The sequence below is a fragment of the Frankia sp. ACN1ag genome (genome assembly GCF_001414035.1).
Taxonomy (GTDB): domain Bacteria; phylum Actinomycetota; class Actinomycetes; order Frankiales; family Frankiaceae; genus Frankia; species Frankia torreyi.
This window is the reverse complement of sequence record NZ_LJPA01000018.1, coordinates 93,906-119,771: the sequence shown is the minus strand read 5'-3', so window position 1 is coordinate 119,771 and position 25,866 is coordinate 93,906. Positions and strand designations below refer to the sequence as shown.

The 25,866-nt window shown below is 73.8% G+C and carries 21 protein-coding genes and 5 pseudogenes; 15 read left to right on the top strand and 11 right to left on the bottom strand.

What is annotated here, in order from left to right; translation table 11 throughout:
* Positions 1-224: 224 nt before the first annotated feature.
* Positions 225-734 carry a DnaJ domain-containing protein gene (locus UK82_RS17760; RefSeq protein ID WP_044886332.1) on the top strand — a complete coding sequence of 170 codons (510 nt, stop codon included), beginning with the start codon at positions 225-227 and terminating at the stop codon, positions 732-734.
* Positions 735-841: 107 nt separating this feature from the next.
* Here the strand turns inward: UK82_RS17760 and UK82_RS17755 are convergent, their stop codons facing one another.
* Positions 842-1,873 carry an asparaginase gene (locus UK82_RS17755; protein ID WP_055408232.1) on the bottom strand — a complete coding sequence of 344 codons (1,032 nt, stop codon included), beginning with the start codon at positions 1,871-1,873 and terminating at the stop codon, positions 842-844.
* 132 nt (positions 1,874-2,005) lie between these two features.
* Between UK82_RS17755 and UK82_RS31620 the strand changes: the two genes are divergently transcribed.
* The gene (locus UK82_RS31620) at positions 2,006-2,230 is read left to right on the top strand and encodes a zinc ribbon domain-containing protein (protein WP_082122017.1); all 225 of its coding nucleotides are present in this window, start codon (positions 2,006-2,008) and stop codon (positions 2,228-2,230) included.
* A 27-nt stretch (positions 2,231-2,257) separates the two neighbouring features.
* Here UK82_RS31620 and UK82_RS17750 read toward each other — a convergent pair whose 3' ends face one another.
* The 3 genes from UK82_RS17750 to UK82_RS17740 form a co-directional block, all read right to left on the bottom strand.
* Positions 2,258-2,500: a hypothetical protein gene (locus tag UK82_RS17750; RefSeq protein WP_044886301.1), complete on the bottom strand. Its 243-nt coding sequence runs from the start codon at positions 2,498-2,500 to the stop codon at positions 2,258-2,260.
* Positions 2,501-2,634: 134 nt separating this feature from the next.
* Positions 2,635-3,354 carry a hypothetical protein gene (locus UK82_RS32880; RefSeq protein ID WP_152989931.1) on the bottom strand — a complete coding sequence of 240 codons (720 nt, stop codon included), beginning with the start codon at positions 3,352-3,354 and terminating at the stop codon, positions 2,635-2,637.
* A 296-nt stretch (positions 3,355-3,650) separates the two neighbouring features.
* Entirely contained in the window at positions 3,651-4,073 is a 423-nt protein-coding gene (locus tag UK82_RS17740; protein WP_044886298.1) for a DUF2795 domain-containing protein, read from the bottom strand.
* 211 nt (positions 4,074-4,284) lie between these two features.
* Between UK82_RS17740 and UK82_RS17735 the strand changes: the two genes are divergently transcribed.
* Entirely contained in the window at positions 4,285-5,187 is a 903-nt protein-coding gene (locus UK82_RS17735) for a Rieske (2Fe-2S) protein (RefSeq protein ID WP_044886297.1), read from the top strand.
* Between the two features lie 516 nt (positions 5,188-5,703).
* On the opposite strand, the pseudogene UK82_RS38395 reads toward UK82_RS17735, so the two are convergent.
* The 3 genes and pseudogenes from UK82_RS38395 to UK82_RS38380 all read right to left on the bottom strand — a co-directional run.
* Positions 5,704-6,203: pseudogene (locus tag UK82_RS38395) on the bottom strand (metallophosphoesterase); the annotation flags it as partial.
* A 1-nt stretch (position 6,204) separates the two neighbouring features.
* A partial coding sequence (locus UK82_RS38390; protein ID WP_236706068.1) for a metallophosphoesterase occupies positions 6,205-6,495 on the bottom strand: 291 nt, incomplete at its 3' end.
* A 641-nt stretch (positions 6,496-7,136) separates the two neighbouring features.
* Positions 7,137-7,475, bottom strand: a pseudogene (locus UK82_RS38380) (nucleotidyltransferase family protein); the annotation flags it as partial.
* A gap of 417 nt (positions 7,476-7,892) precedes the next feature.
* Here UK82_RS38380 and UK82_RS17720 point away from each other — a divergent pair.
* The 6 genes from UK82_RS17720 (at position 7,893) to UK82_RS17695 (ending at position 14,975) form a co-directional block, all read left to right on the top strand.
* Complete coding sequence (locus UK82_RS17720; protein WP_396229955.1) at positions 7,893-8,414, top strand: MarR family winged helix-turn-helix transcriptional regulator; 522 nt, start codon at positions 7,893-7,895, stop codon at positions 8,412-8,414.
* 76 nt (positions 8,415-8,490) lie between these two features.
* The gene (locus UK82_RS17715; RefSeq protein WP_055408224.1) at positions 8,491-10,002 is read left to right on the top strand and encodes a CapA family protein; all 1,512 of its coding nucleotides are present in this window, start codon (positions 8,491-8,493) and stop codon (positions 10,000-10,002) included.
* Positions 10,003-10,116: 114 nt separating this feature from the next.
* Positions 10,117-10,638 carry a DoxX family protein gene (locus UK82_RS17710; RefSeq protein WP_044886293.1) on the top strand — a complete coding sequence of 174 codons (522 nt, stop codon included), beginning with the start codon at positions 10,117-10,119 and terminating at the stop codon, positions 10,636-10,638.
* A gap of 63 nt (positions 10,639-10,701) precedes the next feature.
* On the top strand, positions 10,702-11,637 hold the full coding sequence (locus UK82_RS17705) for an alpha/beta fold hydrolase (RefSeq protein ID WP_173667310.1): 936 nt from the start codon (positions 10,702-10,704) through the stop codon (positions 11,635-11,637).
* Positions 11,638-11,675: 38 nt separating this feature from the next.
* The gene (locus tag UK82_RS17700) at positions 11,676-12,626 is read left to right on the top strand and encodes a GNAT family N-acetyltransferase (protein ID WP_055408222.1); all 951 of its coding nucleotides are present in this window, start codon (positions 11,676-11,678) and stop codon (positions 12,624-12,626) included.
* Positions 12,627-12,932: 306 nt separating this feature from the next.
* A complete protein-coding gene (locus tag UK82_RS17695; RefSeq protein ID WP_052681208.1) occupies positions 12,933-14,975 on the top strand; it encodes a substrate-binding domain-containing protein in 2,043 nt (680 codons plus the stop codon).
* Between the two features lie 69 nt (positions 14,976-15,044).
* Here the strand turns inward: UK82_RS17695 and UK82_RS17690 are convergent, their stop codons facing one another.
* A complete protein-coding gene (locus UK82_RS17690; protein ID WP_011601946.1) occupies positions 15,045-15,293 on the bottom strand; it encodes a DUF6158 family protein in 249 nt (82 codons plus the stop codon).
* 1,297 nt (positions 15,294-16,590) lie between these two features.
* Between UK82_RS17690 and UK82_RS42850 the strand changes: the two genes are divergently transcribed.
* The 5 genes and pseudogenes from UK82_RS42850 to UK82_RS38370 all read left to right on the top strand — a co-directional run.
* The gene (locus UK82_RS42850) at positions 16,591-17,154 is read left to right on the top strand and encodes a sensor histidine kinase (protein ID WP_396230584.1); all 564 of its coding nucleotides are present in this window, start codon (positions 16,591-16,593) and stop codon (positions 17,152-17,154) included.
* A pseudogene (locus UK82_RS17680) lies at positions 17,151-17,906 on the top strand (response regulator); the annotation flags it as partial. The gene UK82_RS42850 and the pseudogene UK82_RS17680, both read left to right, overlap by 4 nt.
* A gap of 188 nt (positions 17,907-18,094) precedes the next feature.
* Positions 18,095-18,778 carry a hypothetical protein gene (locus tag UK82_RS17675; protein WP_083507238.1) on the top strand — a complete coding sequence of 228 codons (684 nt, stop codon included), beginning with the start codon at positions 18,095-18,097 and terminating at the stop codon, positions 18,776-18,778.
* A 515-nt stretch (positions 18,779-19,293) separates the two neighbouring features.
* Positions 19,294-20,115: pseudogene (locus UK82_RS38375) on the top strand (Hsp70 family protein); the annotation flags it as partial.
* Between the two features lies 1 nt (position 20,116).
* On the top strand, positions 20,117-21,624 hold a 1,508-nt coding region (locus tag UK82_RS38370), incomplete at its 5' end, for a WD40 repeat domain-containing protein (protein WP_236706066.1).
* A 107-nt stretch (positions 21,625-21,731) separates the two neighbouring features.
* Here UK82_RS38370 and UK82_RS17665 read toward each other — a convergent pair.
* The 3 genes from UK82_RS17665 to UK82_RS17655 form a co-directional block, all read right to left on the bottom strand.
* Positions 21,732-22,529, bottom strand: a complete 798-nt coding sequence (locus UK82_RS17665) for a dienelactone hydrolase family protein (RefSeq protein ID WP_236706065.1) — start codon at positions 22,527-22,529, stop codon at positions 21,732-21,734.
* 107 nt (positions 22,530-22,636) lie between these two features.
* Positions 22,637-23,119, bottom strand: a complete 483-nt coding sequence (locus UK82_RS17660) for a hypothetical protein (protein ID WP_236706064.1) — start codon at positions 23,117-23,119, stop codon at positions 22,637-22,639.
* Between the two features lie 364 nt (positions 23,120-23,483).
* Positions 23,484-24,752 (bottom strand): hypothetical protein, encoded by a 1,269-nt coding sequence (locus UK82_RS17655; RefSeq protein ID WP_236706063.1) that lies wholly within the window; start codon positions 24,750-24,752, stop codon positions 23,484-23,486.
* Positions 24,753-25,065: 313 nt separating this feature from the next.
* On the opposite strand from UK82_RS17655, the pseudogene UK82_RS17650 reads away from it, so the two are divergent.
* A pseudogene (locus UK82_RS17650) lies at positions 25,066-25,755 on the top strand (response regulator transcription factor); the annotation flags it as partial.
* Positions 25,756-25,866 lie beyond the last annotated feature (111 nt).

Sequence of the window (25,866 nt, the reverse complement as noted above, 5' to 3'; positions counted from 1 at the left end):
GGGCGTGACCTGCCCCGCACGTAGGGGGCTGGTCGCGAGCGCGAAACGATCACTCAAATCGCAGAGTGCGTAGAATGTTACTTTGAGCATCGGTCGGGTTGATGGTCTCGGGCTCGCCTTCGGGCGGTTCGGCGCTCATTCTGGTCACGTGCCCGTACTTTCGCCATGACGCGGTGCCGCCGGACCACCCGATCGGGTGGTCGAGGACGGCCGGGGAGGCGCCCGTGGGTGCGAAGCCCTCGCTGTACGAGGTCCTGGGGTTGGCGCCGGGCGCCACCGCGGACCAGATCCGCCACGCCTACCGGGTCGCCGCGCGGCGCACCCATCCGGATGCCGGCGGCTCGTCGCCGGCCTTCGCCCGGGTCAACGTGGCCTACCGGATCCTCAGCGACCCCGGCCTGCGCCGCCGCTACGACCTGCGGCTCGCCGACAGCGCCGGCTCCCGACAGCCACCACCGGGAGCCGATCCGCCCGCGCCGCGGCCCGGCACCGACCCGGTGGTGCCGCGGCCCGGCGCCGACCCGGTGGTGCGGCGGCGCTATCTGATCCTGATGTCGATCGCGCTTGCCCTGTTCATCGCGGGTGGCACCGTGGTCCGGATGTACTCCCTCCCGGCCGCCATGGTCATGATGGTGATCGCGGCGATCATCCCGCCGGTGGCCGTCACCGTCGCGGGCCGGCCCCGCCTGCCCCCCGAGCCGACTCAGCACCACCGGCCGGGGCGGCGAGGCTAGGGACACCGCGCCGCTGCCGTCGGCGCCGCAGCGGGCGGGTGGTCGGGAGCCGCGCGCGGTCGGCGGCCCGGCCCCCCAGAGTTGGTCAGCCGGGCAGGCGGACCCGTTCAGCCGGGCAGGCGGACCCGTAGAGAGCCGACGGGACGCCCGCCGCCAAGCACCGTCGGCGCCCCAAGCACGGCGAGCTGCGCCATGTCCAGCTCGAGATGTCCCGGGGTGTCCATCCCGGGCAGCGCACCCAGGCGGTTCAGCGCGGCCAGCGCGACCGGGATGCCCGCCCGCCCACCCCCGTCCGCGATCTTGATGGCCACGGTGTGCCCGTCGAGCGTCGCGACCAGGGTGACGCCCTCGGCGCCGTTCTTCGCCAGCACGCCCGGCGCCGCGCGCATCAGGTCGGTGTCGGGACGCCCGACCCCGCCTACCAGCTCGGGATGGGCGCGCATGGCGTCGACGACGCGCCGCTCCGGGCTGCCCGGCGCCGCCTGCACCATCGCCCGCAGCCCGCGGGCGAGCCCGGTGAGCGAGAACGCGAACAGCGGCGCGCCACAGCCGTCCACCGCCGTGCCGGCGATCTCCTCGCCGGCCAGGTCCTCGACCGTCCGGCGGATGACCTGCTGCAACGGATGGTCCGGCTCGGTGTAGTTCGCCACCGGCCAGCCGGCGGCCACGCAGCAGGCGATCATTCCGGCGTGCTTGCCCGAACAGTTCATCAGGACCGGTTCGGCGCGCCCGCCGGCGCGCAGGTGGGCCTCGGCCGCAGCGGTGCCCAGCGGCAGGTCGGCGGGGCAGCGCAGGGCGTCCGCGGAGAAGCCGGCGACGGAGAGGATTTCCAGCACGCGGGCCAGGTGGGCCGGCTCGCCACTGTGTGAGCTCGCGACCACGGCCAGCAGGTCGCTCGGGATGTCTCGGCTCAGGAAGACCCCATCGAGACCGGCCCGCAGCATCGCGGCGGCCTGGAAGGGCTTGGCGGCCGAACGGGGGAACACCGGCCTTTCGGGCGCGCCCACCCGCAGCGCGACGGCACCATCGCGGCCGAGACCCACGACGGTGCCGTGATGCAGGCTCTCGACGAACGGCGCGCCGCTGCGCAACCCCCGGACGACCTCGGCGACCACCTGCGGACCTTCCGGTGGCTCCATGGCTGTCAGGGTACGACGGCGGTCCCGCCGGGGCGGCCGCCATGCCACATCCCCCACATCCGGCGAAAACGGCCACTCCTGGTGCCGGTCGAACCGCTACCCGGACGTGACCGGGCCGCATACCCTGATGATGTGCCTGCCTACGACTACCGCTGCCGGGTGTGCGACGCCTCCTTCGAGGTCCGTCGGAGCATCACCGAATCCACCCCGACCGACGGGGTGACCTGCCCGTCCGGGCACGCCGAGACCTCGCGGGTCTTCTCCGCGGTGGCCGTCAGCCGCGGCGCGGCCGCCCCGGCCATGGCGGCGCCGACGGGCGGCGGCGCAGCGTGCTGCGGTGGGGGTTGCTGCGGCTGACGCCGCCCCGCCTCACCGCTGGCGGACTCACCGCTGGCGGCCTGCCCCACGGCTTTTCCCCGGCCCGCGGGCCGCTCGGCTGCGGGGACCGACGTCCACCTGGCGGTCGCGCTGGCCACCTGACGCCGCCGCCCGGTCCTCGACCAGGCGTCGGCGAAGCAGCCGCAGCGTCTCGTCCCGTTCGGTCTGGTTCAGGCCGGCGACGAGGGTCTGCAACAGGCCGCCCGATCCGGGTTGTCGGTCACGGTTACCGAGCCCACGCGTACCCATGAACTCACTCCTACCCACGGGTGTGGAACGTCACGCGGCACCTCCCGGAACCCGCGTGCGGTGACGGGCCGCGCGCCGGCCCGCTGCCTGGCCGGACCGGTGCCGGTCACCGCCCCCGTGTCCGGGGCGGTGGATCAGCCCGACGCCCCCGGACGATCGGCCCGCCCGCCCGAGGCAGCGGCCCGTTCCGAACGATCGGCCGGCCACCGCCGGGTCGCCCGCACCACGCTCGCCGCGCCGAATCCCCCGGCCGTCCGCGCCGCCAGCTTCTCCTTCGTCGCGCGACCCGTCTTCGTCGCCTGGCCTGCTGAAGTCGCCTGGCCTGCTGGAGTCGCCCGGCCTGCTGAAGTCGCCTGGCCTGCTGGAGTCGGCCTCGTTGCCGACGCCGCCCCCGCTGCCCGCGTCGACTGCCCGGCCCGCTGCGGGCGCGCCGGCCTGCGGGCCGAGCGGACGGACGAGCCGAGCGAGCGGCGCGACGAGCGTAGGAACGTCAGCGCGACCGAACCCGCGTCGCCCAGCGAGGCCCGCGCCGCCTGACTGTAGGTGTGCACGACACGCCGGTCGAAGGTGGGCGGCCCGAAGATCATGATCCAGGCGACACCGAGCGCCCACAGGCCGGCCAGGGCCCCGAAGGCCAGCACCCCGAAAGCACCCAACAGTGCGAAGAACACCAGGAACGCGACGCTCGCGGCCAGCCCCCAGCCGATCAGGCGGCCAAGGCTGATCGGCTCCGCCGGTCCCCGCCGAGCAGCGGGCGGCCTGGCCGAAGCGGATGCCGCCGCCCGGACCGACGCCGGGCGCGCCGCCCGCGCGGAGGGGGACCTCAGGTCCCGGCTCGAGGCCGAACCAGCCACCGCGGCCGGTCCGGTGCCCCCGGAAGCCGGGGTTGCGGAGCCGCGGGCGGTAACTGTGCGTGGCCGTTGATCCAGCACGGTGCGTCCCATGGCTGCTCTGTGCCCCGGTGGTGCCGGCATCATGCAATCGTCCTCATGACGACCGCCACATTTCCCTGCCACTCAACGGTTTCCCACCGGAGGGCCGCGGTGTCGGTGCCGTCGGACAGCGCCCGCCCGCACCTCTCCCGCGGACCGGATCACAGCCCCGCACCCGCACCCGCCCCGCGGTCCGACCTTCGGCCGAACGCGGTCCGTCAGCGCCGCAGCGGCTGGGCGTCGGTCCCCTGGCGCAGCACCCGCCACAGCTCGCCGACGGAGGTGAACTGGATGCTGGGCGGCGCCGCGGCGACCTCCTCGATCACCCGGTCCGGGGCGTTCTGGTGGCGGAGATGATCCATGATCTCCTCCCGCTCGGCGGGAAAGACCGCCCGGCCGAGCCAGCGGGCAAGCTCGGACCGCTCCTCGACGTCGGCCAGCGTCATGCCGGCCGCCGCCCCGGTCCGGGACTGGGCGGGGTCCGGGAACTGCGCGTCGCCGGGCAACTCGTCCGTCGGTTCGACGGAACGCCACTCCTCCGCCCGGGTGTCCCGGCCGCTGCGCACGAACCCGGAGACCTCGTGCGCCATGGCGTCGTCCCGCCACGGGCCGTGCTTGGAGCTTCCCCGATCCACTGCCATGTCTCGTTCCTTCCCTCCGTCGCCACCGCGGACGGCGACGGGTGGTCGAGAAACCGACGGCCCGCGGCGGACTGCGCGCGTAGATGGGCGGTCACCCCGTTCGTCCCGCCGGATCCGCGTCGCGCAGAGGATGTACACGCTGGGGCACGAAACAAACCCTCCGCCGAGCGGCGCGGTTCGCCGGCAAGCCCGGATGGGAACACCCAGAGACATGAGGCGGACACCGCACGATGTCCTCGTCGGACCGGCCGAGCGCCTGGAGCGGGCCGAAGCCCTCGATCCGGTGGCAACGAAGGTCCGCGACCGCGTCCGGCACAGCCTGGGGCCCGGTGCGGCGCGCGACCTCCTCAACGGGGTGCCGCTCGGGCATCCGCTGCACCCCGCCCTGGCCCAGCTTCCGCTGGGGACCTGGCTGTCCGCGGGGATCGTGGACCTGCTTGGCGGGCGCGACGAACGGTCCGAACGGGCGGTGCGGGTCCTGATCGGCTCGGGCCTGCTCGCCGCCGGGGCGGCCGCGGCCGCGGGCCTCGCCGACTACTCCGAGCTGCGCCAACGTCAACTGCGCGTCGGCGTGGCCCATGCCGGCGCCAACAGCCTGGCCGCCGGCTGCTACCTCGCGTCGTTGCTGGCCCGCTGGGGCGGGCACAACGGGCTGGGCCGACGGCTGGGACTGGCCGGGCTCGCCGTCGCGGGGATGTCGGCCTATCTGGGAGGTCATCTCGCCTACCGGCAGGCGTCGGGGGTCAACCACGCCGAGGAGGTCGCTCACCTGCTGCCGCCCGGCTGGCACCGGGTCGCCCGGCTGGACGAGCTCGCCCCGGGCCGCCCGGAGGTCCGGCTGCTCGGCGAGGTGCCGCTGCTGCTGCTCCGGCAGGGGGATCACGTCGACGTCCTCGCGGACCGGTGCAGCCACCTGGCGGGGCCGCTGCACGAGGGGAGGGTCGTGATCGACGACGGCGTCACCTGCGTGCGCTGCCCCTGGCACGGCAGCACGTTCCGGCTGGCCGACGGGGCGGTCGCACACGGCCCTGCGACCGCCGGGCAGCCCCGGCTGGAGGTGGCGGTCTCCCATGGCGACGTCGAGGTGCGGCTGTCCGACGCCGGAGTCTCGTGACCTCCACCGGGCCCCGAGACCTCCGCCGCGAGCGCTGGACGCTCCGGGCGCGTCGGGCGAGTGCACCGCCTGCCCCATATGGACGATCCGGGGGCACCACGGGCGGGCCATTCGTTCGGCCAGTAAATAGTCCGGTCGAGTCAGACGTCCGGCGACTCGCCATGGCGGCCGGTGTGCCCCGCGCGGGGAGTGGATGGCCCGACCGGGCACACCCGAGAGGGGCAGAAAGCCCCGGATCGGACCGTCGACGGCCTAGGTGACACGCCCGGACGGACCATGTCCCCGCGGGGGGCCCACGCGGGTGATGGCGGCCCGGGCGGCGGGCCCGTTCGGGCGGGTGCTCCCCGCCCACACCCGCTCAAGCAACACGGGAGTGCATCCCCCACCTGGGCCATGGGGGAGCCCTCCATTCTGACTATTCAGATCCGCCGACGCCTCTCTGGCCGTCGCGGCAGGCCGGCGGACCGACGATCGGGCGGCGGAGGACCGGCCGTCACCGGGGCCGTCGGGCGACGGTCACGGCGCCGTCGGGGCCGCGAGATCAACCGACGGCGACGGCGACGGCGCCGCCATCCGTGCCCCCTCGACGGTCGCCCCGGAGCCGACGGCATAGAGCGCGCAGGGCTTTCCGATCACGGGTCGGGCAACATTGCGGACCGGCACTCCGCCCGCCGTCGACCCGCGTTCCGAGCCCGCATGGGCGTGTCCGTGCAGGGCGAGGGCGGCACCCCCGGCATCCATCGCCTCAGCGAGGTGATAGCTGCCGAGAAAGGGATAGATCTCGGCCCGCTCACCGATCAGAGTGTCCGGAATCGGGGCGTAATGAGTCAAAGCGACACGGGTATCGCAGTCGAGCGCCTCCAGGGCGTACCGGAGTCGGGTGGCGGCCTCCTTCGTATGCCGGACGAAGGCCTTCATCAGCGGTTCGCCGAAGTCGGTTCCGCTGGCCCCGGCAAAGCCGCCGCCGAATCCCTTGACGCCGGCGATCCCGAGCCGTGCACCGTCGATGTCCACCANCGTTCCGGTGCCCTCGAGCACCGTCACGCCGGCCGCGGTGAGGATGGCGGTGATCTCCTGCTCCGCATTGCTGTGATAGTCGTGGTTGCCGAGCACGGTGATGACGGGCAGCGGCGCGCCCGCCACCTCGGCCGCGACAACCTCGGCCTCGGCGGGCAGCCCGTGCTGGGTGAGATCGCCCGCCAGCAGCAGCACATCGGCGCGCCCGGCGAGGCCGCGGACGACCGGCGCGAAGGTCCCGCCGCTGTCCGTTCCCAGGTGGATGTCGCCGACCGCGGCGATGCGCATCATGAAATGGTCTCCACCTTCGTGGTCCCATCGGCCGCCGTGGCGCGGCCGATGACGGTGACCTCGTTGCGGACCAGCCGGNCGGGGACTGCCTCGGCCAGCACGTCCGCGACCGCCCGGCGGCGGTCGTCGGTGGCGACCTCGCCCTCGACGAGGATGCACCCGTCGGCGACCGCCACCTCGAGCCCGAGCTCCGCGACCCGTGGATCCTCGGCGAGGCGTTCGTGCAGCTCTCCGGCAAGGTATTCGTCGGCCTCGGCCAGGTCCAACTTCCCCCCCAGGTCCACCTGGCCCGCTGGTTCGCGGCCGTCTTCTTTCTTGCCAACCCGCAAACCAATGCCTTCCGGGGCGCGTCCTTCCGTCTTGCCGCCTTCCGCCGTGCCACCTTTCGTTCCGCCGCGCCGCGCCGCCCCGGACCGGGCAATCCCGCCGCCCGACGCGACAATCTCGCCGGGCCGGGCGGCGACCGGGGCGGCATCGACCGGCGGAATGAGATTGAGCCGGGTGGCGACCAGCAACGCGGCCTCGGCGAAGGGCGAGGCGGCGGTGGATCGGCGAACCTGGTCCCAGTCGACCTGCTCGCGCATCGCCCGGATCATCGGCAGGACCCGGGCCAGATCGCAGTAGCGCTCCTCCAGGGCCANCAGGGTCATCTCGAACCAGTCCGTGGCGTCCAGGACGGGCATCCGAACCGAGTCCACCGACATCTCGCTGGACCGTTCCAGCATCTCCGGAGTTACCGCCCGACCGACCGGATGATGGATGAGATCGACGAGCACCTCGCCGTCGAACACCTTGGTGAGCCAGTCCTCCGGCGGATCCACCGGACGCAGGCCGGCCGCGGCCAGAACCTCGACCGCCCGCGGCACGTCCTCTTCCCGCAGCATGAAATCGACGTCGTGAACGGGTTCGGGACCGCCGCGGGCCCAGCACGCGTAGCTCCCCCCGAGGGCGAACGGGATGTCCGCCTCCTTCAGGGTCACGGCAACCCGTTTCAGACTCTCCCGCAGACCTCTGGGCGCATCCTCCATACCGCAGCCCGTACCCGCCTGTGCCCTGTGATGCACCTCGCGCGTGGCGCCGGGTGGTCGCGGGTGCCCCTGTCACGAACGCGACATCCCCGAATGGCTACCCCAAAGCGGTGACAAGAGTACTACGCAAGTGCCGGGATGTCCGGCTATCCGTAGTTATAATTTCACTACATGCCACAGGAGTTACGGCTTCGACGTCGGAGCGCCACCCGATTCTCACACCCTGGCGACAACGAGCGTCGGCATGAGCGATGATGACCTTTGCGGCGAACTCGTCGGCCGCCCACTTCGACACCGGATTGGAAGCGAACCCTGAACGCGCGCACACGATCCGACCAGTTGCCCAGGGGTGTCGGTGAAGACACCGGCGTGCTGGAACATTCCGGCGAGCGCCTACCCGGGCAACGCGCCACCGGGACGGCCACCCTGTCCCCGCAGCCGGCCGAGCCGCCCAGCACCAGCGGTGTGGTGGACATGTCCAGCCACCCGGGCCAGCTCGCTCGTCGGCTGCAGCAGGTGACCTACCAGCTATGGACGACAACCGTCTCCACCGAGACCACTCCGCCGCAGTTCGTGGTCCTCAACAGCCTCCTCGCCGATCCCGACATCGATCAGCGCACGCTCGGCGAACGAGCGTCGCTCGACAGATCCACGGTCGCCGATGTGGTGGCGAGGCTCGTCCAGCGAGGTCTCATCCGCCGGGTCCGCGACCCGCGTGACGGCCGCCGCAACGTGCTACGGCTGACCAAGCGAGGCGAGTCGACCCACGGCCAGGTGGCAGACCGCATCGAACAGATGAACGACAAGCTGCTGGCCCCCCTGTCCCGGGAGGAACAGGGCGCGCTGCTCTCCATGCTGACGCGGATCGTCGACCAGGGCGGCCCGCGCTAGCAAGATCGCCACTCATCGTTTACATTCGGTAACGCTAGGACGTCGATTCGATTCGATCCGACCGGCACCGAGGACGATGCTGCGACTCCGTCAGCCCGACGCGCGGCGTCGTACCCGATCACCTGGCGCCCCGCTCCCGGGCCTGTCCGCACTTCGGCGACTCGCTGTCGTCGGGCTCGCCGGTCTCGCGGTCGGCACCGTCGGCATCACCGCCTCGTCCCCGCTCCACGGGCGCGAGGCCGCCCGGCCCGCCAGTTCCATCCCGGCGGGCCGTCCCGACCGCGGTGAGCCCGACGGCGGTACGCACGCCGCCGGCCCCGACCTGCCCGCCGATCGTGACCCGACCGGCGGGGGCCCGCCACACGCCATTCGGCCGGGTCAGACCCGGCCGAATGGGGCCAGTGCCTCGTTCGGTCCCGAGGCCACGGCCATCACCGTCGTCGCGACGGGCGAGATCGACCTGTCCCGGGCGGTCGACCCGCGGGCGGCCGTGTCGCCGCTGCGCGGCTACGGCACCGCGGCCGATCTCGCCCTCTGCCGGCTGGCGGCACCCCTGCCCGCGTCCCCCGACGTCCCGGACGCCCCGGATCGCCGGTCCGCCGGCGGGAATGGCACCGCCGGCGGGAATGGCACCGAAGGCGGGGATGGCGCCGCCAGCGCCCTCGCCGACGCCGGTTTCGACCGGTGCGACACGGGCGGCGTCGGACCGCCCGGCAGCGCGGCGCAGCGGCGCACCGCTGCGGCCCTCGACCGCGCGGGCATCGCCGCGTCCGTCCCGGCGGACGCGGGCTCCCGGGCGCCGATCGGGACCGAGACGGTCCGGGGAACGCGGATCGCTCTGCTTTCCTACCTCGACCCCGCCGGCACGACCGCCCGGACCGCGCTCACCGCCGAGCGGATCGGCCAGGACGCCGCCCGCGCCCGCTCCGACGGCGCGGATCTCGTCGTCGCGCAGCTCGCCTGGGGCCGGCCCGGCCAGCGGGCTGTGACGCCGCACCAGCGCGACCTGGCCCACGCGCTGCTCACCTCGTCCGACGTGGACCTGATCCTCGGCGCCGGCGGCGGGAGCCCGCTGGCGATCGAGCGGATCGCCGGCCGCTACGTCGCCTACGACCTGGGCACCCTGATCGGCACGCAGGCGTCCGGCGACCGCGCGGGCGCCACGGCGGACAGGCCGGCGGACAGGCCGGCGGTCGGCGGGTCGCCCGCGCCGGGCCGCGACGGCGTGCTGCTGTCCATCCAGGTTCGGCGCACGGCCCTGGGCTGGACGGTGGCCGGCCTCACCTACACGCCGACCTGGGCGGATCCCGCCGGCGCCGCGGCCTGGCCGATCGCGGACAGGCTGGACGACCGCAGCGCGCCCGCGCAGGATCAGGCCCTGCTGACTGCCTCCTGGCAGCGCACGATCGCGGCCGTCGGGGCACTCGGCTCGACCGACGGGGTCCGGGTCGACCGGGTTCCCCACGATCCACCCCCGGACCGTCCAGGCGGGCCTGCCAGCCCCCGGAGCCCGGCCGGCCATCCGCAGAGCTCGCCCATCGGGAACCAGCACGGATCCCATCCGCCCTGGCCGAACAAGAGGCAATAGATCGAACCTAGTGCAATTAGCGTGTCTTCGCCGGCAACCCGATACTGTCTGCGCTGCGGCAGCGGTGCGACGCCACGCCGTCCACCCAGGTAGCCCGTCCCGAGGAGGAGACACGTGACATCGCCTGACACCGCGGCCCTGGTGCTCCGGGTCATCGTGGGTCTCACTCTGGTCGCCCATGGCTACAACCACGTCTGGGGGCCGGGTGGGATCAAGGGCACGGCCGGCTGGTTCCAGAGCATGGGGCTGCGTCCGGGCATCGTGCACGCCTGGGCCTCCGGGCTCGTCGAGCTCGCCGCGGGATTCGGGCTGGTCTTCGGCTTCCTCACCCCGTTCAGCGCCGGCGGCATCATCGGCACGATGGTCGTCGCGGGCATCACGGCGCACCGCAACAACGGCTTCTTCATCTTCAAGCCGGGCCAGGGTTACGAGTACGTCCTGATGATCGCGGTTGTCTGCGCGGCAATCGGCATTCTCGGCCCCGGCAAGGCGTCCCTGGACCACGCGATCGGTATCGAGCTCGACGGCTGGGCCGGCGGCCTGATCGCGATCCTGCTCGGCGTCGGCGGGGCCGCGCTGCTGCTGGTGACCGCCTGGCGGCCGGAGCGCAAGCCGGCAGCGCCGACCAAGGTCTGAGCACACCGCACACCGCCCAGCACCCGTCGCCGGGCGCGGCACGGGGGCGCCCGGGCGAACAGTGTGCTCATACTGACCTACGTGCCTACGAACTCCGACAGTGGACGGCTGGCCTCGGCGACGTCCGGCCCGTCCCTGCGCATCCCCAGCGGCGGGCTGACCCTCGCCGCGGACGCCTACGGCGACGACACCGATCCTCCGGTGGTCTTACTCCACGGTGGCGGCCAGACCCGTCACTCCTGGCGGCGCACCGCCCGCCGGCTCGGTGCGGACGGCTGGTACACCCTCACGGTGGATCTGCGCGGCCACGGCGACTCCGACTGGTCCCCCGAGGGTGACTACGCCCTCGACGCCTTTGCCGACGACGTGCTCGCCCTGCGCCGCGCCCTCGGCCGGCCGCCGGTGCTCATCGGCGCCTCGCTGGGCGGGATCGCCTCCCTCGCCGCCGTCGGCCGCGACCCCGACGTCGCGCGCGGTCTCGTCCTCGTCGACGTGTCGCCGTTCCTGCAGCCCCGGGGCACCGGACGGATCATGGAATTCATGCGGGCCGCGCCGGACGGCTTCGCCTCCGTGGCGGACGCCGCCGACGCGGTGGCCGCCTACCTGCCGCACCGGGAGCGCCCGCGTGACCCGGCCGGGCTGCGCAAGAACCTCCGCTTCGCCGACGGACGCTGGTACTGGCACTGGGATCCGGCGTTCGTCTTCCCGCCGGAGGGCCACGACCCGCGGCTGCGGCTACGTACGCCGCTGGAGGAACTGTCCGCCATCGTGACGAGGCTGCGGATCCCGACCATGCTCGTGCGGGGCGGCCAGTCCGACGTGCTCGGCGAGGACGACGCCCGCCGGTTCCTCGACCTCGCCCCGCACGCGGAGTACTGCGACGTCGCCGGGGCTCACCACATGGTGGCCGGCGACGACAACGCCGTCTTCGACGTGCGGATCCTCGACTTCCTCCAGCGCCGGATCCGGCCCCGCCTGGTGCTGGGCCCCGCCGGCTGACCGGCGTCCCCCCACCCGCTGGGATAGTCCTGACCTCGATGGACGCCGCACCGGACGCGATCCCACCCGAGGATGCTGGCCCGCCCACGGTCGCCGGCCTGCTGCTGGCGGCTGGGGCGGGGCGGCGGATGGGGCGCGCCAAGGCGCTGGTGGAGCTCGGCGGTGAGACCCTCGCCGCGCGGGGCGTCCGCCTACTCGCCGACGGCGGGTGTGCGCCGGTCGTGGTCGTCGTCGGCGCCGCCGCGGACGAGGTCGGCGCCGCCCTGGCCGCTCTCGCCGCCGCGGGTCCGCGCCTGGTGCGGGCGGAGGGCTGGGCCGAGGGGATCGGTGGCTCCCTGCGGGCCGGGCTCGAAGCCCTCGCCGGCACCGGCGCGCACGCCGCCGTCGTGACGCTGGTCGACCAGCCCGGCCTGACCGCGGCCGCGGTCCGCCGCCTGATCGACGCCGCCGCCCCGGCCGCCGCGTACCGGCGGTACGCGGCGCTGACCGCCACCTACCGCGGGCGGCCGGGCCATCCCGTCCTGCTGCGCCGGGCGGTCTGGGCCGACGTCGCCGGCCTCGCCCGCGGGGAGGTCGGCGCGCGGGCCTGGCTGCGCGCCCATCCCGACGCCGTCGGCCGGGTCGCCTGCGACGGCCTCGGCACCCCCGCGGACGTCGACACCCCTGCCGACCTCGCCGGCATCGGGGAGGATGCCCCCATGGACCTGTCTGTCACCGATAATCCCGAACGCTTCCGCTACGAGGCACTCACGCCCACCGGCGAGGTCGCCGGTTTCGTGCAGTACCAGAAGCGGCCGGATCGGATCATCTTCATCCACACCGAGGTGAGTCCGGAGTTCTCCGGTCAGGGAGTGGGTTCCGCCCTCGCCACCGCGGCGCTGGACGATGTTCGCCGGCAGGGCCTCGCCGTGGTCCCGCAGTGCCCCTACATCCGCGCGTTCATCGAACGCCATCCGGCCTACGCCGATCTCGTCGCTGCCGACGCGTGAGCCGCGGCCGTCCGCTGCGGAGCGAACATCCGGGCTGGTAGGACACCATGCCGACGACGCAAGAAACGGAGGAACAACGCCGAGCCCCGGCATTCCAAGATGAGCTGACGACCGGCCCGCGGCTGGGCAGTATCGGCGGCACGAAAACCGATACGAGGCACAACGCTCCCGATTCCCGAATCGGCGGGGGACGACGGGGAGCGCGGTCGACCGTTGCGCGGTGGGCTCGGCGGGAGAAGTAGTCACATCATCGTGGTGGCGGCGGGTTCGGAACAGGCGCGGCGCCTCCCGTGAAAGGACGTCTGTGTGTCCGGCGCCCGTCATCGGTCCCCAGGTGGAGGCAGTCGCGGCGCCGGGCCGCGCCGGCCTGATGGGCGTGTCCGCAGGTCACCGCGCGGGCGGTTCGCACGGCCCGGGCGGCCCGCGCAGCCCGGACGGGTCGGCCCCGACGGGCGGCGGCGGCGGGGCTGGCGGGCCCGCGGGGTCGGTCTCGGCGCGGTCAGCAGTGCCGCCCTGCTCGTCCTCGGCGGCCTCACGGTCACCGGCGTCGGGTTCGCGGCGGCGTCCGTCTGGCATGGCGGCCCGCCGGACGAGTGCGCCGACGGCACCGCCCGGACCACGCTGACGATCACCACCGCCCCGACCCTCACCGCGCCGATCAGCCGGCTGGCCGCCGAGTTCAGCCGAGCGCACTCCGACCAGGACGGGCCCTGTGTGGCCTTCGACGTGTCCGCCACACCGTCCGACCGGGCGCTCGACGCGTTGTCGCGGCCGAACGCGCCCGGTTCGACCGTTCCGGACGTGTGGATCCCCGAGTCGGCGGACTGGCTGGAGCTGGGGCAGGAGTCGAACACCGCGGCGCAGCAGTTGCCGGCACGGGCGACGACGATCGCCGGCTCTCCCGTCGTCATCGCGATGCCCCGGCTGATGGCACAGCGGCTCGGCTGGCCCGAACATCACCTGACCTGGGCCGATCTCGCGGCTGACGCGGACGGGACCGCCTTCTGGCCGGGCCGCGGGGAGCCCCGCTGGGGCGAGTTCCGGCTCGCCATGGCCAACCCCGAGAACTCGGCGGCGGCGCTGCGGGCGGTCATCGGCACGGTCGGCGCGGCGCGGCGGCTGGCTCCCGCGGACATGACGCCGGGCACCTTCGACCAGGACCGCGCGGCCCAGGCCACGGTGCTGCACCTGGAACGCGCGATCGACTGGCTGCCGCAGTACGACCACCAGCTGTTCGACTCGGTCCGCGACGGCGGCACGGAGAACGGCGCCGCCGGCAGTGCGCCGTCCGCCTTCCCCGCCCTGGAGTCCGACGTCATCGCCTACAACCGGGCGCTGGCGGCCCGGACGGGGCCCAGGTCCGCGACGACCCTGGTCGCCTCCTATCCCGCCGACGGCGCGTTCACGGCGACGGTTCCCTACATCGTCCTGAAGCGGACGACGGATTCGGCGCCCAGGCGCGCCGCGGCGGACGCCTTCGCGGCCTACCTGCGCGGCGACGCCGGGCGGCGGGCCCTGACCGCGGCCGGCTTCCGCACCCCGACGGAACTGGCGGGCCGCGACGACCCGGGCGGGCTGTCGGCGACCCTCAACGCGACCGACGGCGTGCGCTCCACCCCGCCGAGACTCGCCAGTACGGACGCCTCGGACAGCGTGCTCGGAACCGCCCGCCGTTTCTTCCGGCACAGCCGTGAACGCGGGGCCACCCTCGCCGTGCTCGACACGTCCGGCTCGATGGCGCTGCCGCTGACCGGCGACGCCGGTCGCACGCGCCTGCAGGCGGCCACGGACACGGCGCTGACCGGCCTGCGGCTGTTCGCGCACGACAGCGAGGTCGGCCTCTGGCAGTCCTCCGCCGAACTGCCCGGCGGCCACCGGGAACTGGCCCCGCTCGCCCGGCTGGACGCCGCGGGCCACGCCGGCACCCAGCGCGACGACCTGACCGCGGCGCCGGCGGACCTGCAACCCGCCGGCAGCACCGACCTGTACTCGACCGCCGTCGCGGCCGTGCGCGAGCTGACCGCCAGGTTCGCCCCCGGCCGGCTCAACCAGGTCGTCCTGTTCACCGACGGCGACGCGGACACGGGCGGCGACGATCACGCCGACGGCAAGCAGCCGGGGCGGCGCGCGGCGACGAGCCGCGAGCCGACGCTCGACCAGGCCGTCTCCGCGCTGCGGGCCGCCGCCGATCCGCACCGGCCCGTCCAGCTCATCGTCATCGCCTGCGATCCCGGCGCGGATCTCGCCAGCCTGCAGCGCCTGGCCGGGGCCACGGGCGGCCACGCGTACCTCGCCCCGGACGCGGACGGCCTGTTCGACATCTACGTCGACACGCTGACCGGCGCCTAGCCCGAGCCGGCCCGCGACACCCGCCGGTCAGCCCGCGACACCCGCCGGTCAGCCCGCGACGCCCGCCGGTCAGCCCGCGACGCCGGCCGCGCGGCGCCGGCCGGCCCGGGTGCGCCGCGGATCGGGGCTGGCGGCCTGCGGGAAGCGGCGCAGGTACTCGCGTTCGAGCTCCAGCATGCGCGCCGTATGAGTCTCGAACGCGTCCTCGCTGCCGGCGATGAAGGCGTCGTGCCGGGTCCGATGCAGGTGCCGCAGCTCGCGGACGAGGTCGTCGTCGGCCAGGTTGGGGGCGGGGATGCCCTCGGGTCGGTGCGTCATGACCTGGGTGTACCCGCTCCGCCACCAGCCTTCGCGCCGATCCCCGGTCCGTGGGCCCAGCCGACCCACGGTGACAGCCGACCCACGGTGACAGCCCGCCCGTGGTCACATCGGAGGCGGAACCGGCGGGGGGCCGAGCTGCGGGACGAGCTGCGGGACGGGGTCCGGTTCGGGGCCCGGCGGAACGGGATCGGGGCCCGGGCCGGGTGGGACAGGATCCGGGCCGGGACCGGGCGGCACCGGGTCGGGCCCCGGACCGGGCGGTACCGGGTCGGGTCCCGGGCCCGGCGGCACCGGATCGGGGACGGGCGTCGGCGGGACGGGGTCCGGAGGCGTCGGAAACGGGCCCGGGCCGGGCGGCGGCAGGACCGCCGTGCCCCCTGCCGCGCGCTGGCCCGGCTCCGGAGCAGGGATGAGGCAGATGGTGTCCATCTCGTGGCGGTGCCCACGCGACGCCCGGCGCACACCGCACACGACCGGATCAGACGCGGGGGGTGGCCGCGCCACCGCTCGGTCACTACCGTTGCGACCTATGACCGGGCTGGACGGATCCGCGAATCCGCCCTGGGCCGTCGTCCACCGCACCGAGCAGCGCATGTCGCGGATGGTCGGGTATGCGCGGGCCGCCTGCGCGACGTTCGTGGTCATCCCGCTGTTCGGGTGGGACCGGCTGCGTCACCCCTGGCTCGCCGTGCTGATCGTGGTCGCCGCCGCCGGCGAGGCAAGCTGGTTCGCCTGGCAGGCGTGGCACGGGCCGGACCGGCTGTCCCGGCGGCTGGTGCTCACCGACGTCACCTTCTGCGTGGCGCTGATGCTGGTCGGCTCCCGCGCGGCGCAGCCGCACGAGCGCAACAAGCTGATGACCGAGCTGGTGCCGTTCAGCCTGGTGGCCTCGGCCGGCGTCGGGTTCGGCCTGGGGCTCGGGCTGCTCGCCGTGGCCGCGGTGGTGACCCTGATGACGGCGTGGAGCCTGGCGGTGCTGCCGGACGTCTCCCTCAAGCTCGGCTCGGACCTGCTGGGCTTCGCGCTGTGGTACGTCGTCGCGATGCTCATCGCCCGGGAGCTGCGGACGCTGTCCGCGGCGACCGCGGCCGCCCAGGACGCCGCCAGGACCGCCGNCCGGCTCGCCGTGGAGCAGGAACGGGAGGCCGAGAGCCTGCGCCAGCGCGAGATCACCCACCGGGAGATCCACGACTATCTGCTGCCCATCGTCGACCACGTCGCCGGCGGCGGCCTGCCCTCCTCCGCACTGGTCCGGGAGGCCCGCCGCGGGGCGCAGCGGGCCCGGCGGATCATCATGGACCCGCGCGGGCTGGACCCACGGGTCCTCAACGGCGACGGCAGCGACGGCAACGGCAACGGCGACGGCGACGGCGGGACGCCCGAGCCGGGCGAGACCGGGTTCGAGGCGATGATGTCGGCGGTCGTCGACACGTTCGCCGACGAGGGCCTCGCGCTCGTCCCGTTCGTGGCGATCCAGGGCGAGCCGCCCGTGCCGGTGCGCGAGGCGCTGGTCGCCGCGACCCGGGAGGCGCTGCGCAACATCGTGCGGCACGCCGGCGAGGTGGACGAGGTCAGCCTGTTCGTCGAGGGCGGCGCCGACGCGGTTCTCGTGGTCGTCCGCGACCGGGGCGTCGGGTTCGACCCGGCGACGGTCCGTCCGGGCGGCGGGATGAGCGGCAGCTATCAGGCTCTGCGCCGGCACGGCGGGCAGGCGCTCGTCACCGCCCGACCGGGCGACGGCGTCAAGGTGACGCTGCGCTGGCCGGCCCCGCCCACGCCGCCCGGTGGTGGGACGCCCTCGTCCCCGTCCGACGACGGCGCGCCGTCCCCGGGGCCCGGGCGGGCGGGCCCGCGGTGAGCGCCGAACGCCGACCGATCTCGGTGGCGATCATCGACGACCATCCGATCGCCACCGAGTCGCTGGCCGCCCGCTTCGCCGGCGCCGGGTTCTCGGTCCTCGCGCCGGCCCCGAGCCTGGAGGCGTTCGACCGCGGCGCCACGGCCGACGTGGTCGTCTGCGACCTGCATCTGCCCGGGATCTCCGGCGCCGCGGCCGTGGCCGACCTGCACGCCCGCGGCCTGCCCGTCCTGGCGACGTCCGGGGTGGCGACGCCCGACGAGGTGCTCGACGCGATCGCCGCGCAGGCCCGCGGGTTCGTCGACAAGACGGCGCCGGCGCAGCAGTTCGTGGCCGCGGTGACCGCCGTCGCCGCGGGCGGCTACCACGTCTCCGCCCGCCTCGCCGGCTTCCTGCTGGAGGACGCGCAGCGGCGGCCGCTGTCGCGCGGCGAGATCGGCGCCGACGAACGCAACCTGCTGCGCGGCCTCGCCCAGGGGGATCACCTCGACGAGCTGTGCGCCGAGTGGGGGCTCGCGGCGCCCGACGCACACGGCCTACTCGCCCGGATCTTCGACGCCGCCCGCCGCCGGCGCCGCCTGCACCGGCCCTCGCCGCGGGAGGCCGAGGTGATGGTCCTCGTCGGGTGCCGGGGGCTGTCCCACAAGGAAGCGGCCCGGGCGATGAACGTCAAGACCAGCGTCGTCGCCGACTACCTGCGCACGGCACGGGCCAAGTACCTCGCGAGCCATCCCGACGCCCCGCCGACGATCNCCCCGAGCGCCGCCGCCGCGATCTGGGCCCGCGAGCTCGGCTTCGACTGAGCCCGACCGATCCCCGCCCGAACCGTCCGATCCCCACCCGAACCGTCCGATCGCCGCCCGAACCGTCCTGAGCGCGCCACGCCTGGGTCGGCGTCCCGGCGGCGCCGAGAGTTTCTCTGCCCCGTCCCCCGGTTTTCGTGGGATTGCCCGACGTCTCCTGCGCCCACACCCTCGTCAGGATGGGTGGCGGCGGCGAGGAGGGGGACCGGACGCGGGCGGACCGACTGCGTGCCGTGTTCCTCGCCTCCTTCCTCGACGCGGCGGCGCTGCCACCCGGAATGTGCCGGATCAGGGCGCCCGACACCACGGCCCCGCCGTCCGGCGGCCGGACGGTGCACCAGGGCAAGGCCGTCTGGCTGGGTGCGCCCGACGCGGAGCTCTACCGGCTCGACGACACGCGCTGGCTGCTACCGAGCCGGCGCCGGGCCGGCAAGCTCGCCCGGGAGCTGCTCGGACCACCGATCACCCCGCCGCTCGCAGGTGCGACAGACGACCCACGCTGTGCACGCGGGGGCGACGACCCGGCGATGGCCGGGGCGGGCGGCGCTGGGCCGAGTACCGGCGGGAGGGGCTCGGGGCAGGTCCGGCTGCACGTCGTCCGCGACACCCCGAGCGCCGGGCACGTGAGCATTCTCCAGGTCGGGCCCGTGGTGGCGCGGCTACAGGCCGTCCCTGGTGAGGGTTCGGCGCTGCCGGACGGCCTCGCCGCCGACCTCGGCCGGCTGGTCGCGCGGCAGATCTCGGCGCTGGACGGCGCGGCTGTGGACCTGCGCCGGCCTGCCTGGCACCCCGCCCGGTGGAGGTCCCGACCGGACCGGTGACGACGACGGACAGGACGACGACAGACAGGACGACGGGGGAAAACCAGCGGGAAACCGGACTTCGACGGCTTGCGCCGGCGCTTTTCCCCCGATGAATCGGGGATGTTCTGCGCCGTCGGCATCCCGCAGGATGAGTCCTGGGACCACGCCGGTGCGACGGGTCAGGCCAGTTCGTCGGGGGGACGAGACGGCCAGGTGCCGCGTCGGGGGCGCACCGGCGTGGTTCCGCGGACTGCCGGCCTTTTCGGGGGAGGCCGGCAGTCCGCCGCTCGTTCCGCGCTGCGCCCCAGCCGCCCGCCCCAGCCACCGCGCCCTGGTCACCGCGCACCCGCCGGCACCCGACCGGCCACGGCCGGGCCACCCTGCGCACGACGGCCCACGGCGGAGCGCAACCACGGGCCGCGACCAGATACGGACGGACGGTCCCGTTATCCTGCCGTTTGACGAGGGTGTCGACGCCTGCCCCGATCGGCGCCGCTACGATCTGCCCACCAGAAACGTGGACAGGGGGTGCCGTGGGCGAGCCGATCCTCGCGATCGACTACGGTACCTGCAGTGCCCGGGCGGCTCTTGCCGTCGAAGGCCGCATCGAACCGGTTCGGGAACCCGCCAGCGGCTCGGTGAGCTGGCCGGCGTCGGTGTTCGCCGACGGGGGCAACCTGATCGTCGGTACCCTCGCCGAACGCCGCAAGCGGATCTGGCCCGCCGCCTACCGCGGCGAGATCAAGCGCGACCTGGCCCGCGACGGCGCCGTCCCCCTGGATGGCCGTGGCTACCCCGCGCACGTGCTGGTCACCGCCGTGCTCGGCGCCCTGAAGGCGGAGGCGGAGCAGCAGCTCGGCGGGCAGTCGCTGACCCGGGCCGTCGTCACCGTGCCGGCGAGCTACGACCCGGCCGGCCCGCTGCGCAGGCTCATGATCGCGGCGGCGGAGGCCGCCGGCTTCGTCGACGTGGACCTGCTCGCCGAGCCGGTCGCCGCGGCCTGGTCGCCGCTGGTCGGCGCCGAGCCGGAGCCCGGTTCGCTGATGCTCGTCTACGACCTCGGCGGCGGGACGTTCGAGGGGGCGCTGGTCTCGGTCGGCGAGAACGGCCGGCACGAGATGATCGCGCACGCGGCGCTGCACGACTGCGGCGGGCGCGACCTCGACCAGATCCTCTTCGACGAGATCCTCGGCCTCTACGGCCCGGGGCTGGAGCCGCTGCTCAACCCGCCGGGCATCGGCGACATGTACCAGACCACGGCCAGCCGCACCCGCCACGAGCTGCTCGACTTCGCCCGCGCGGTCAAGCACCAGCTCACCGACATCGCCGTCGTCGAGGACGTGTTCAGCCCGGCCNGCCTGCTGGTCAGCATGCAGCGCGACCGGTTCGCCCAGCTCGCCTCGCCGACCCTGGCGCGCACGATGGCCTGCTGCCAGCATCTGGTGGAGAGTGCGGGGTACGGGCCGGACAAGCTCGGCGGGGTGCTCCTCGTCGGCGGCAGCTCACGCATCCCGGTGGTGACCGACGTCCTGGAGGGCCGGCTCGGGGTCGGCACCGACTGGCCCGGCCAGCAGTTGTTCTCCCCGGTCGACCCGGAGCTCGCCGTCGTGCTCGGCGCGGCGGCCTGGGCGTCGTCGGTGTCGACCCGGCGGACCACCGCCGCGCGGCCGAACCCGGTGGAGCAGCCGGCCCGCTGGGACATCCCCGGCGGGCGGGCGACGATGGTGCGCTGGCTGGTCGAACCGGGCGAACGTTTCGACCCGGGCGCCGTGCTGGCTCGCGTCCGGCTGACCGACGGCTCCCTGTTCGACCTGGCCGTCGAGGCGCCGGGCAGCCTCATCCACACCCACGCCGAGCCGGGCACGCCGGTCCGCGACGCCGACTGGCTCGCGACCACTCTGCCCTCGGGACCGGCGCCGCTGGGGTCGGCGGGCGCCGCGGACCTGCGCGGCTTCGAACGCAGCAGCCGCCCGTCGCTGCGCGTGGAGGTCACCGCGCGGGCCACGCTCAAGGGCCACGAACGCGACGTCACCTCCGCCGCCTTCTCCCCCGACGGCGCGCTGCTCGCCACCACCAGCAAGGACGGCACCCGGCTGTGGGACGTGGCGACCGGCCGCGTGGCGCTGACGCTGAGCGGGCGCAAGAGCCTGGTCGTGCACGGCTGCGCGTTCTCCCCCGACGGCAAGCTGCTGGCCACCACCGGCAGCGACAAGACCGCCCGGATCTGGGACGTCGCCTCCGGCCGGCAGACGGTGACGCTGACCGGTCACCGCGGCCCGGTCTACGGCTGCGCCTTCTCCCCCGACGGGGCCCTGCTCGCGACCACCGGCACCGACCGCACCGTGCGGCTGTGGGGCTCGTCGACCGGCAAGAACATCGCCACCTTCAACGGGCACCGCGGCACGGTCTACGGCTGTGCCTTCTCCCCGGACGGCCGGCTGCTGGTCTCCGCGGGCGCCGAGTCCACGCTGCTGTGGGACGTCTCCGTCGGGGAGGCCATCATGAACCTGCCGGGGCACACGAACTTCGCCGGCGGCTGTGCCTTCTCCCCCGACGGCAGCCTGCTGGCGACCGCCGGCAACGAGGGCACCCGGCTGACCGACGCGGGCAGCGGCAGCACCGTCGCGACCCTGCCCGGCTCGGCGCAGAGCTGCGCGTTCTCCCCCGACGGCCGGCTGCTGGCGACGGCCAGCACCGACGACACGGCCCTGCTGTGGGACGTCTCGACCGGCGCGGCGATCGCCACCCTCACCGGCCACAGCAGCACCGTGATGAGCTGTGCCTTCGCCCCCTTCGGCCTGCTGCTCGCGACGACCAGCACGGACATGACCGCCCGCCTCTGGGACATCATCTACACGCCGTAACGCCGCGCGCCGGCCGTTTCCTTGCCCTTCCAGAGGGACGAATCGGGCGCAGAACCCTCCGGAGGGGCAAGGAACCCCGCCTCAGCCAGGAACCTCGGGCCGGCGCGTCAGCCGGTGGGCAGTTCCCGCGCGAACAGCGCCGTGACCTGCTCCCAGTGCCGCTGCGCGGCCGCGGCGTCGTAGCTGGGGTTGTCCGCGACGGCGAAGCCGTGGGCGGCGGTGTAGTGCTCCAGCTCGTAGCGGGCGCCGGCCTTGTCCAGCGCCGCGGTGAGCAGCTCCTGCTGCTCCGGCGTGCAGGACTGGTCGTTCGCCGCGACGCCGAAGTAGAGCGCCGCACGGAGGTCGTCCGCCCGCAGGTGCGGGCTGGTCGGCTCCTCGGTGGCGATGCCACCGCCGTGGATGGACGCGGCGGCCGCGACCCGGTCCGGGATCGCGCCGGCCACGGTGAAGGCCATCAGCCCGCCCCGGCAGTAGCCGACGACGCCGACCTTGTCGGCCCGCACGTCGGACCGCGCGGCCAGCACCTCGAGCAGCGCCGCGGTGTCCTGCACGACCAGCGCCGGGGCCGCCTTGCCCATCACGGCCATCAACTCGGCGCGTAGATCGGGATCGGACCACACCTTGCCCACGTCGAACGAGATCTTGCCGGATCGGTAGAAGAAGTTCACCACCGCCACCGCGTAGCCGCGCGAGGCGAACTGGGCGGCCATGTCGTGCATGACCGGACGGACGCCACCGGCGTCCGGATAGAAGATCACGACCGGCGGCGTCGTGCCCCCGCCGTCGTCGGGGGTGTGCAGGTACACGTCCATCACACCGTCGGCCGTGCGTACATCAAGTTCGGTAACGGGCACTCGGTTCGCCTCCCGCTGGTACGGCCCCGGCCTGGTGCCGGGCGCAGCCATGACGGCAAGCAGCATCCTCCATGCCGCGCCGAGACGGCACAGACGGCCTGCGCGGATGCGGTGAGCGCCCGCACCACCACGTCAGGCGACCGGCCCGGCGAGAAGGCTCAGGCGGGACGCGCGGAGTCCGCGGCGGCGAGGTCGTCCGTCGCGTCCGCGGGCGGGCACTGCAGGCCGAAGTCGTCGAGCACGGCGGTCGGCGCGACACCGCAGCCCACCTCGTAGGTGCCGAGCTGGACGAGCTTCCAGCCGCCGTCGGTGCGGTGCAGCACGCCCTCCGCCCGATCGAGGTCCGCGACCGTCGGGTGCAGCTCCGTGTACGCCCAGCTCGGATCGCTGCTCGCGAGGCGGGTGCCGGCGACCTCGTAGTTCCTGGTCGGAACCTGCGCCGTGTACGGGCTGGTGCGCACCGCCTTGTCGATGGCGTCGGCATCGCGCGCGGAGGGGGCGACGGTCTCGGCGGCGACGTCGCGGACGGGCGCCACGATCACCCCGGTGCTCGCGGTGGCGGATGAGGACCCGGTACAGGCGAAGGCAGTTCCCACCGTGACGACTCCCGCGGTGACCAGAGTGGCTGTGGGCAGTACCACCCGACGCGCCACGCGAGGGCGCACGCCATGGCGGGCGGACTGAGGACGACGGTGTCGAGCCATGCGGAGCACCTACCCAGTTTGCGCGGGTGAACCCCCCCTTGGGGTGCAGTTCCCAGGTCGTCCTCCCGACAGACCACAGCGTGCTCTCCAGGGGTACCCACCGTCACCTGGGTGACAGCCGTGTGACGTCGGCATCGTCACCGCGGGACGCCGCCGACACCGTCGTGGACCGGTCCGCCGACTGGTAGCCCGGTCGGGCCCCGCGACCTACCGAACAGCGCCACCGGACAGGTCGGGCTGGCCTAGGACGTTCGGGGCGCGCGCGCGTACCCTCGCCGGCGGTGACGCCCGGGGGTAGCCGTTAGTTGATCGTCCAGGTCGGCGTCGAGGAGGCGTCGGATCCCCACACCACCGAAACACCTGCAGCGGAGCACAGATCTAGGAGGTCGGGACGCGGCTTCCTGGGCACCAGGAGGACCAAGCGGGGCGGTGGTTCAAAAAAACGGCGGTAGTCGATGAGCTGACCGATGGCCATGCGAACGGCTTCTCGCGTGACGGTGCCTTTGGCTTCAATGAGTTCGCCGGTCGTCTCGTCGAAGAGATCTGTGAACAGGGGGCTAGGTTCATTGGGAGGAAGAATCCGCTTTCGACACACCTCATGGCCGAGGGATCGAAGATGCTCGCTGTAGGCACCGACGAGCGCGGCTTCGCGCCGGAAGGCGGTGGTTGGCTCAGCCGGAGAGGTCATTGCGTACTGTTCAGCGTTCGACGCCTCCACCGGGACGGAGGTGACCCTGCTGATCGTCGTGGGAGTCTCAGGGAGGTCTGCATCGATCGACTGCACCGGCCCCTGCGGACGTAGCCGAAACATGATGACCGTCCGCAGCGGCCCCCCGTTGGTTTCTGGCGCTTCGCTCGTGTACCACGGGCGATCGGGATCGATCTCGAACGCCCCGAGATACTCAACGCCATCCCGCACGACGCGAAAAAGACGAAGCGTGCGGCCGTCCCTCCGGTGCCCCAGGATGGCCTGATTCCCCTGTACCATCCGCTGATCACCGAGCTGCCCTTCCCCGGTGTAGTGGAAACATCCATCGTCGCCCCACCCGTCGAAGTAGCCGTGTGACCTCCCCCGTACCGGGTCCGTGAAGAGCAGCACATTGGGAGTGGAGCGGGACGGGCCGATTCCGCCCTGCCGTCGACCGCCATACTGCGCGTGGACGTCGCGACGGACCACCACAACCCCCGGCTGAATCTCCCAGAAGCCAGCGTCTGGGCCGGCGGGACCTGCCGCCCGGTCAAGGAGACGATGCAGCGCCGCCGCGAACTGTTCACGGTTGCGCTCGTCTCGTAGCAGTTCAAAGGCGGGCGCAGAGAGTCCAAACTCGGGATCCTCCCGATCCAGCCACCGGCGTGGCTGCGAGCTGTGTGCCGCAGGCGCTGCTGAGCTGGCGCGGATCTCCCAGAGCGGGGAATGCCTCAGCGCCACCACGGGATACTCAGGTGCTACTCGTCCACGGTTCTCGACCCCGCCCGCGACCAGCGCAGCCGCCAGCTCGTCGCGGACTTCCGACCAGCGACGGAGCCGCACTCCATCCCCGATGCGCTCCACCGCCCACAGCAGCGTCAACGACTGGTGCGGTAGCGGGACGCCCCGAGCCGATGCCCTCCGAAGCATCGCCAAACCGCTTAAAGCGTCATCTAGATGCACTAGGCAACGATACGGTCACTCTGTCCGATTTACACGAGATCTCACGGAAAGCTCGTCGCGGCCAAACGGCTAGTAGCTGCGGCCACCGGGGTCAGGTCGACGCTCTCGCCGCCCGCCGGGTCTGGACCGAGGTGCTGCGCCTACCGATCCGGCCGCCTCGCCTCGGCCGCTCACAGGAAGTTCACAGGTGGGACTCAGGTAACGGCTAGGCATTCGGGAGAAGCTGTCCCCTATGCAACCGGTGCGGGTACTCGTGGTGGACGACGAGACGACGCTGGCGGAGCTGCTGTCGATGGCGCTGCGCTACGAGGGGTGGGAGGTGCGCAGCGCCGGGGACGGGCGCGGCGCGCTGCGGCTCGCGCGCGAGTTCCGGCCGGACGCGGTGGTGCTCGACATCATGCTGCCCGACATGGACGGGCTGGAGGTGCTGCGGCGACTGCGGGCGGAGAGCCCGGACGTCCCCGTGCTGTTCCTGACCGCGCGCGACGCCGTCGAGGACCGGGTGGCCGGGCTCACCGCCGGCGGCGACGACTACGTGACGAAGCCGTTCAGTCTGGAGGAGCTCGTCGCCCGGCTGCGCGGGCTGATGCGCCGCGCGGCGCGGACGACCGAGGCGCTGCAGGGCGCGCGGCTCGTCGTCGGCGATCTGACCATGGACGAGGAGAGCCGCGAGGTGGCGCGCGGCGGCGTCCCGGTGCACCTGACCGCGACCGAGTTCGAGCTGCTGCGCTTCTTCATGCGCAACCCGCGCCGGGTGCTCAGCAAGGCGCAGATCCTCGACCGGGTCTGGAACTACGACTTCGGTGGGCAGGCGAACGTCGTCGAGCTCTACGTCTCCTACCTGCGCAAGAAGATCGACGCCGGCCGCCCGCCGATGATTCACACGATGCGCGGCGCCGGCTACGTGCTGCGACCGGCCGAGGCCGACCATCCGGCGGCTCGGGCGGACGGCCCCTCCGCCATGCCTCGCTCCGCGACGGCCCGCGCCGGCGCGTTCGGCACCGCCGCGGGCGCGGGCGCCGGGTCGGCCACG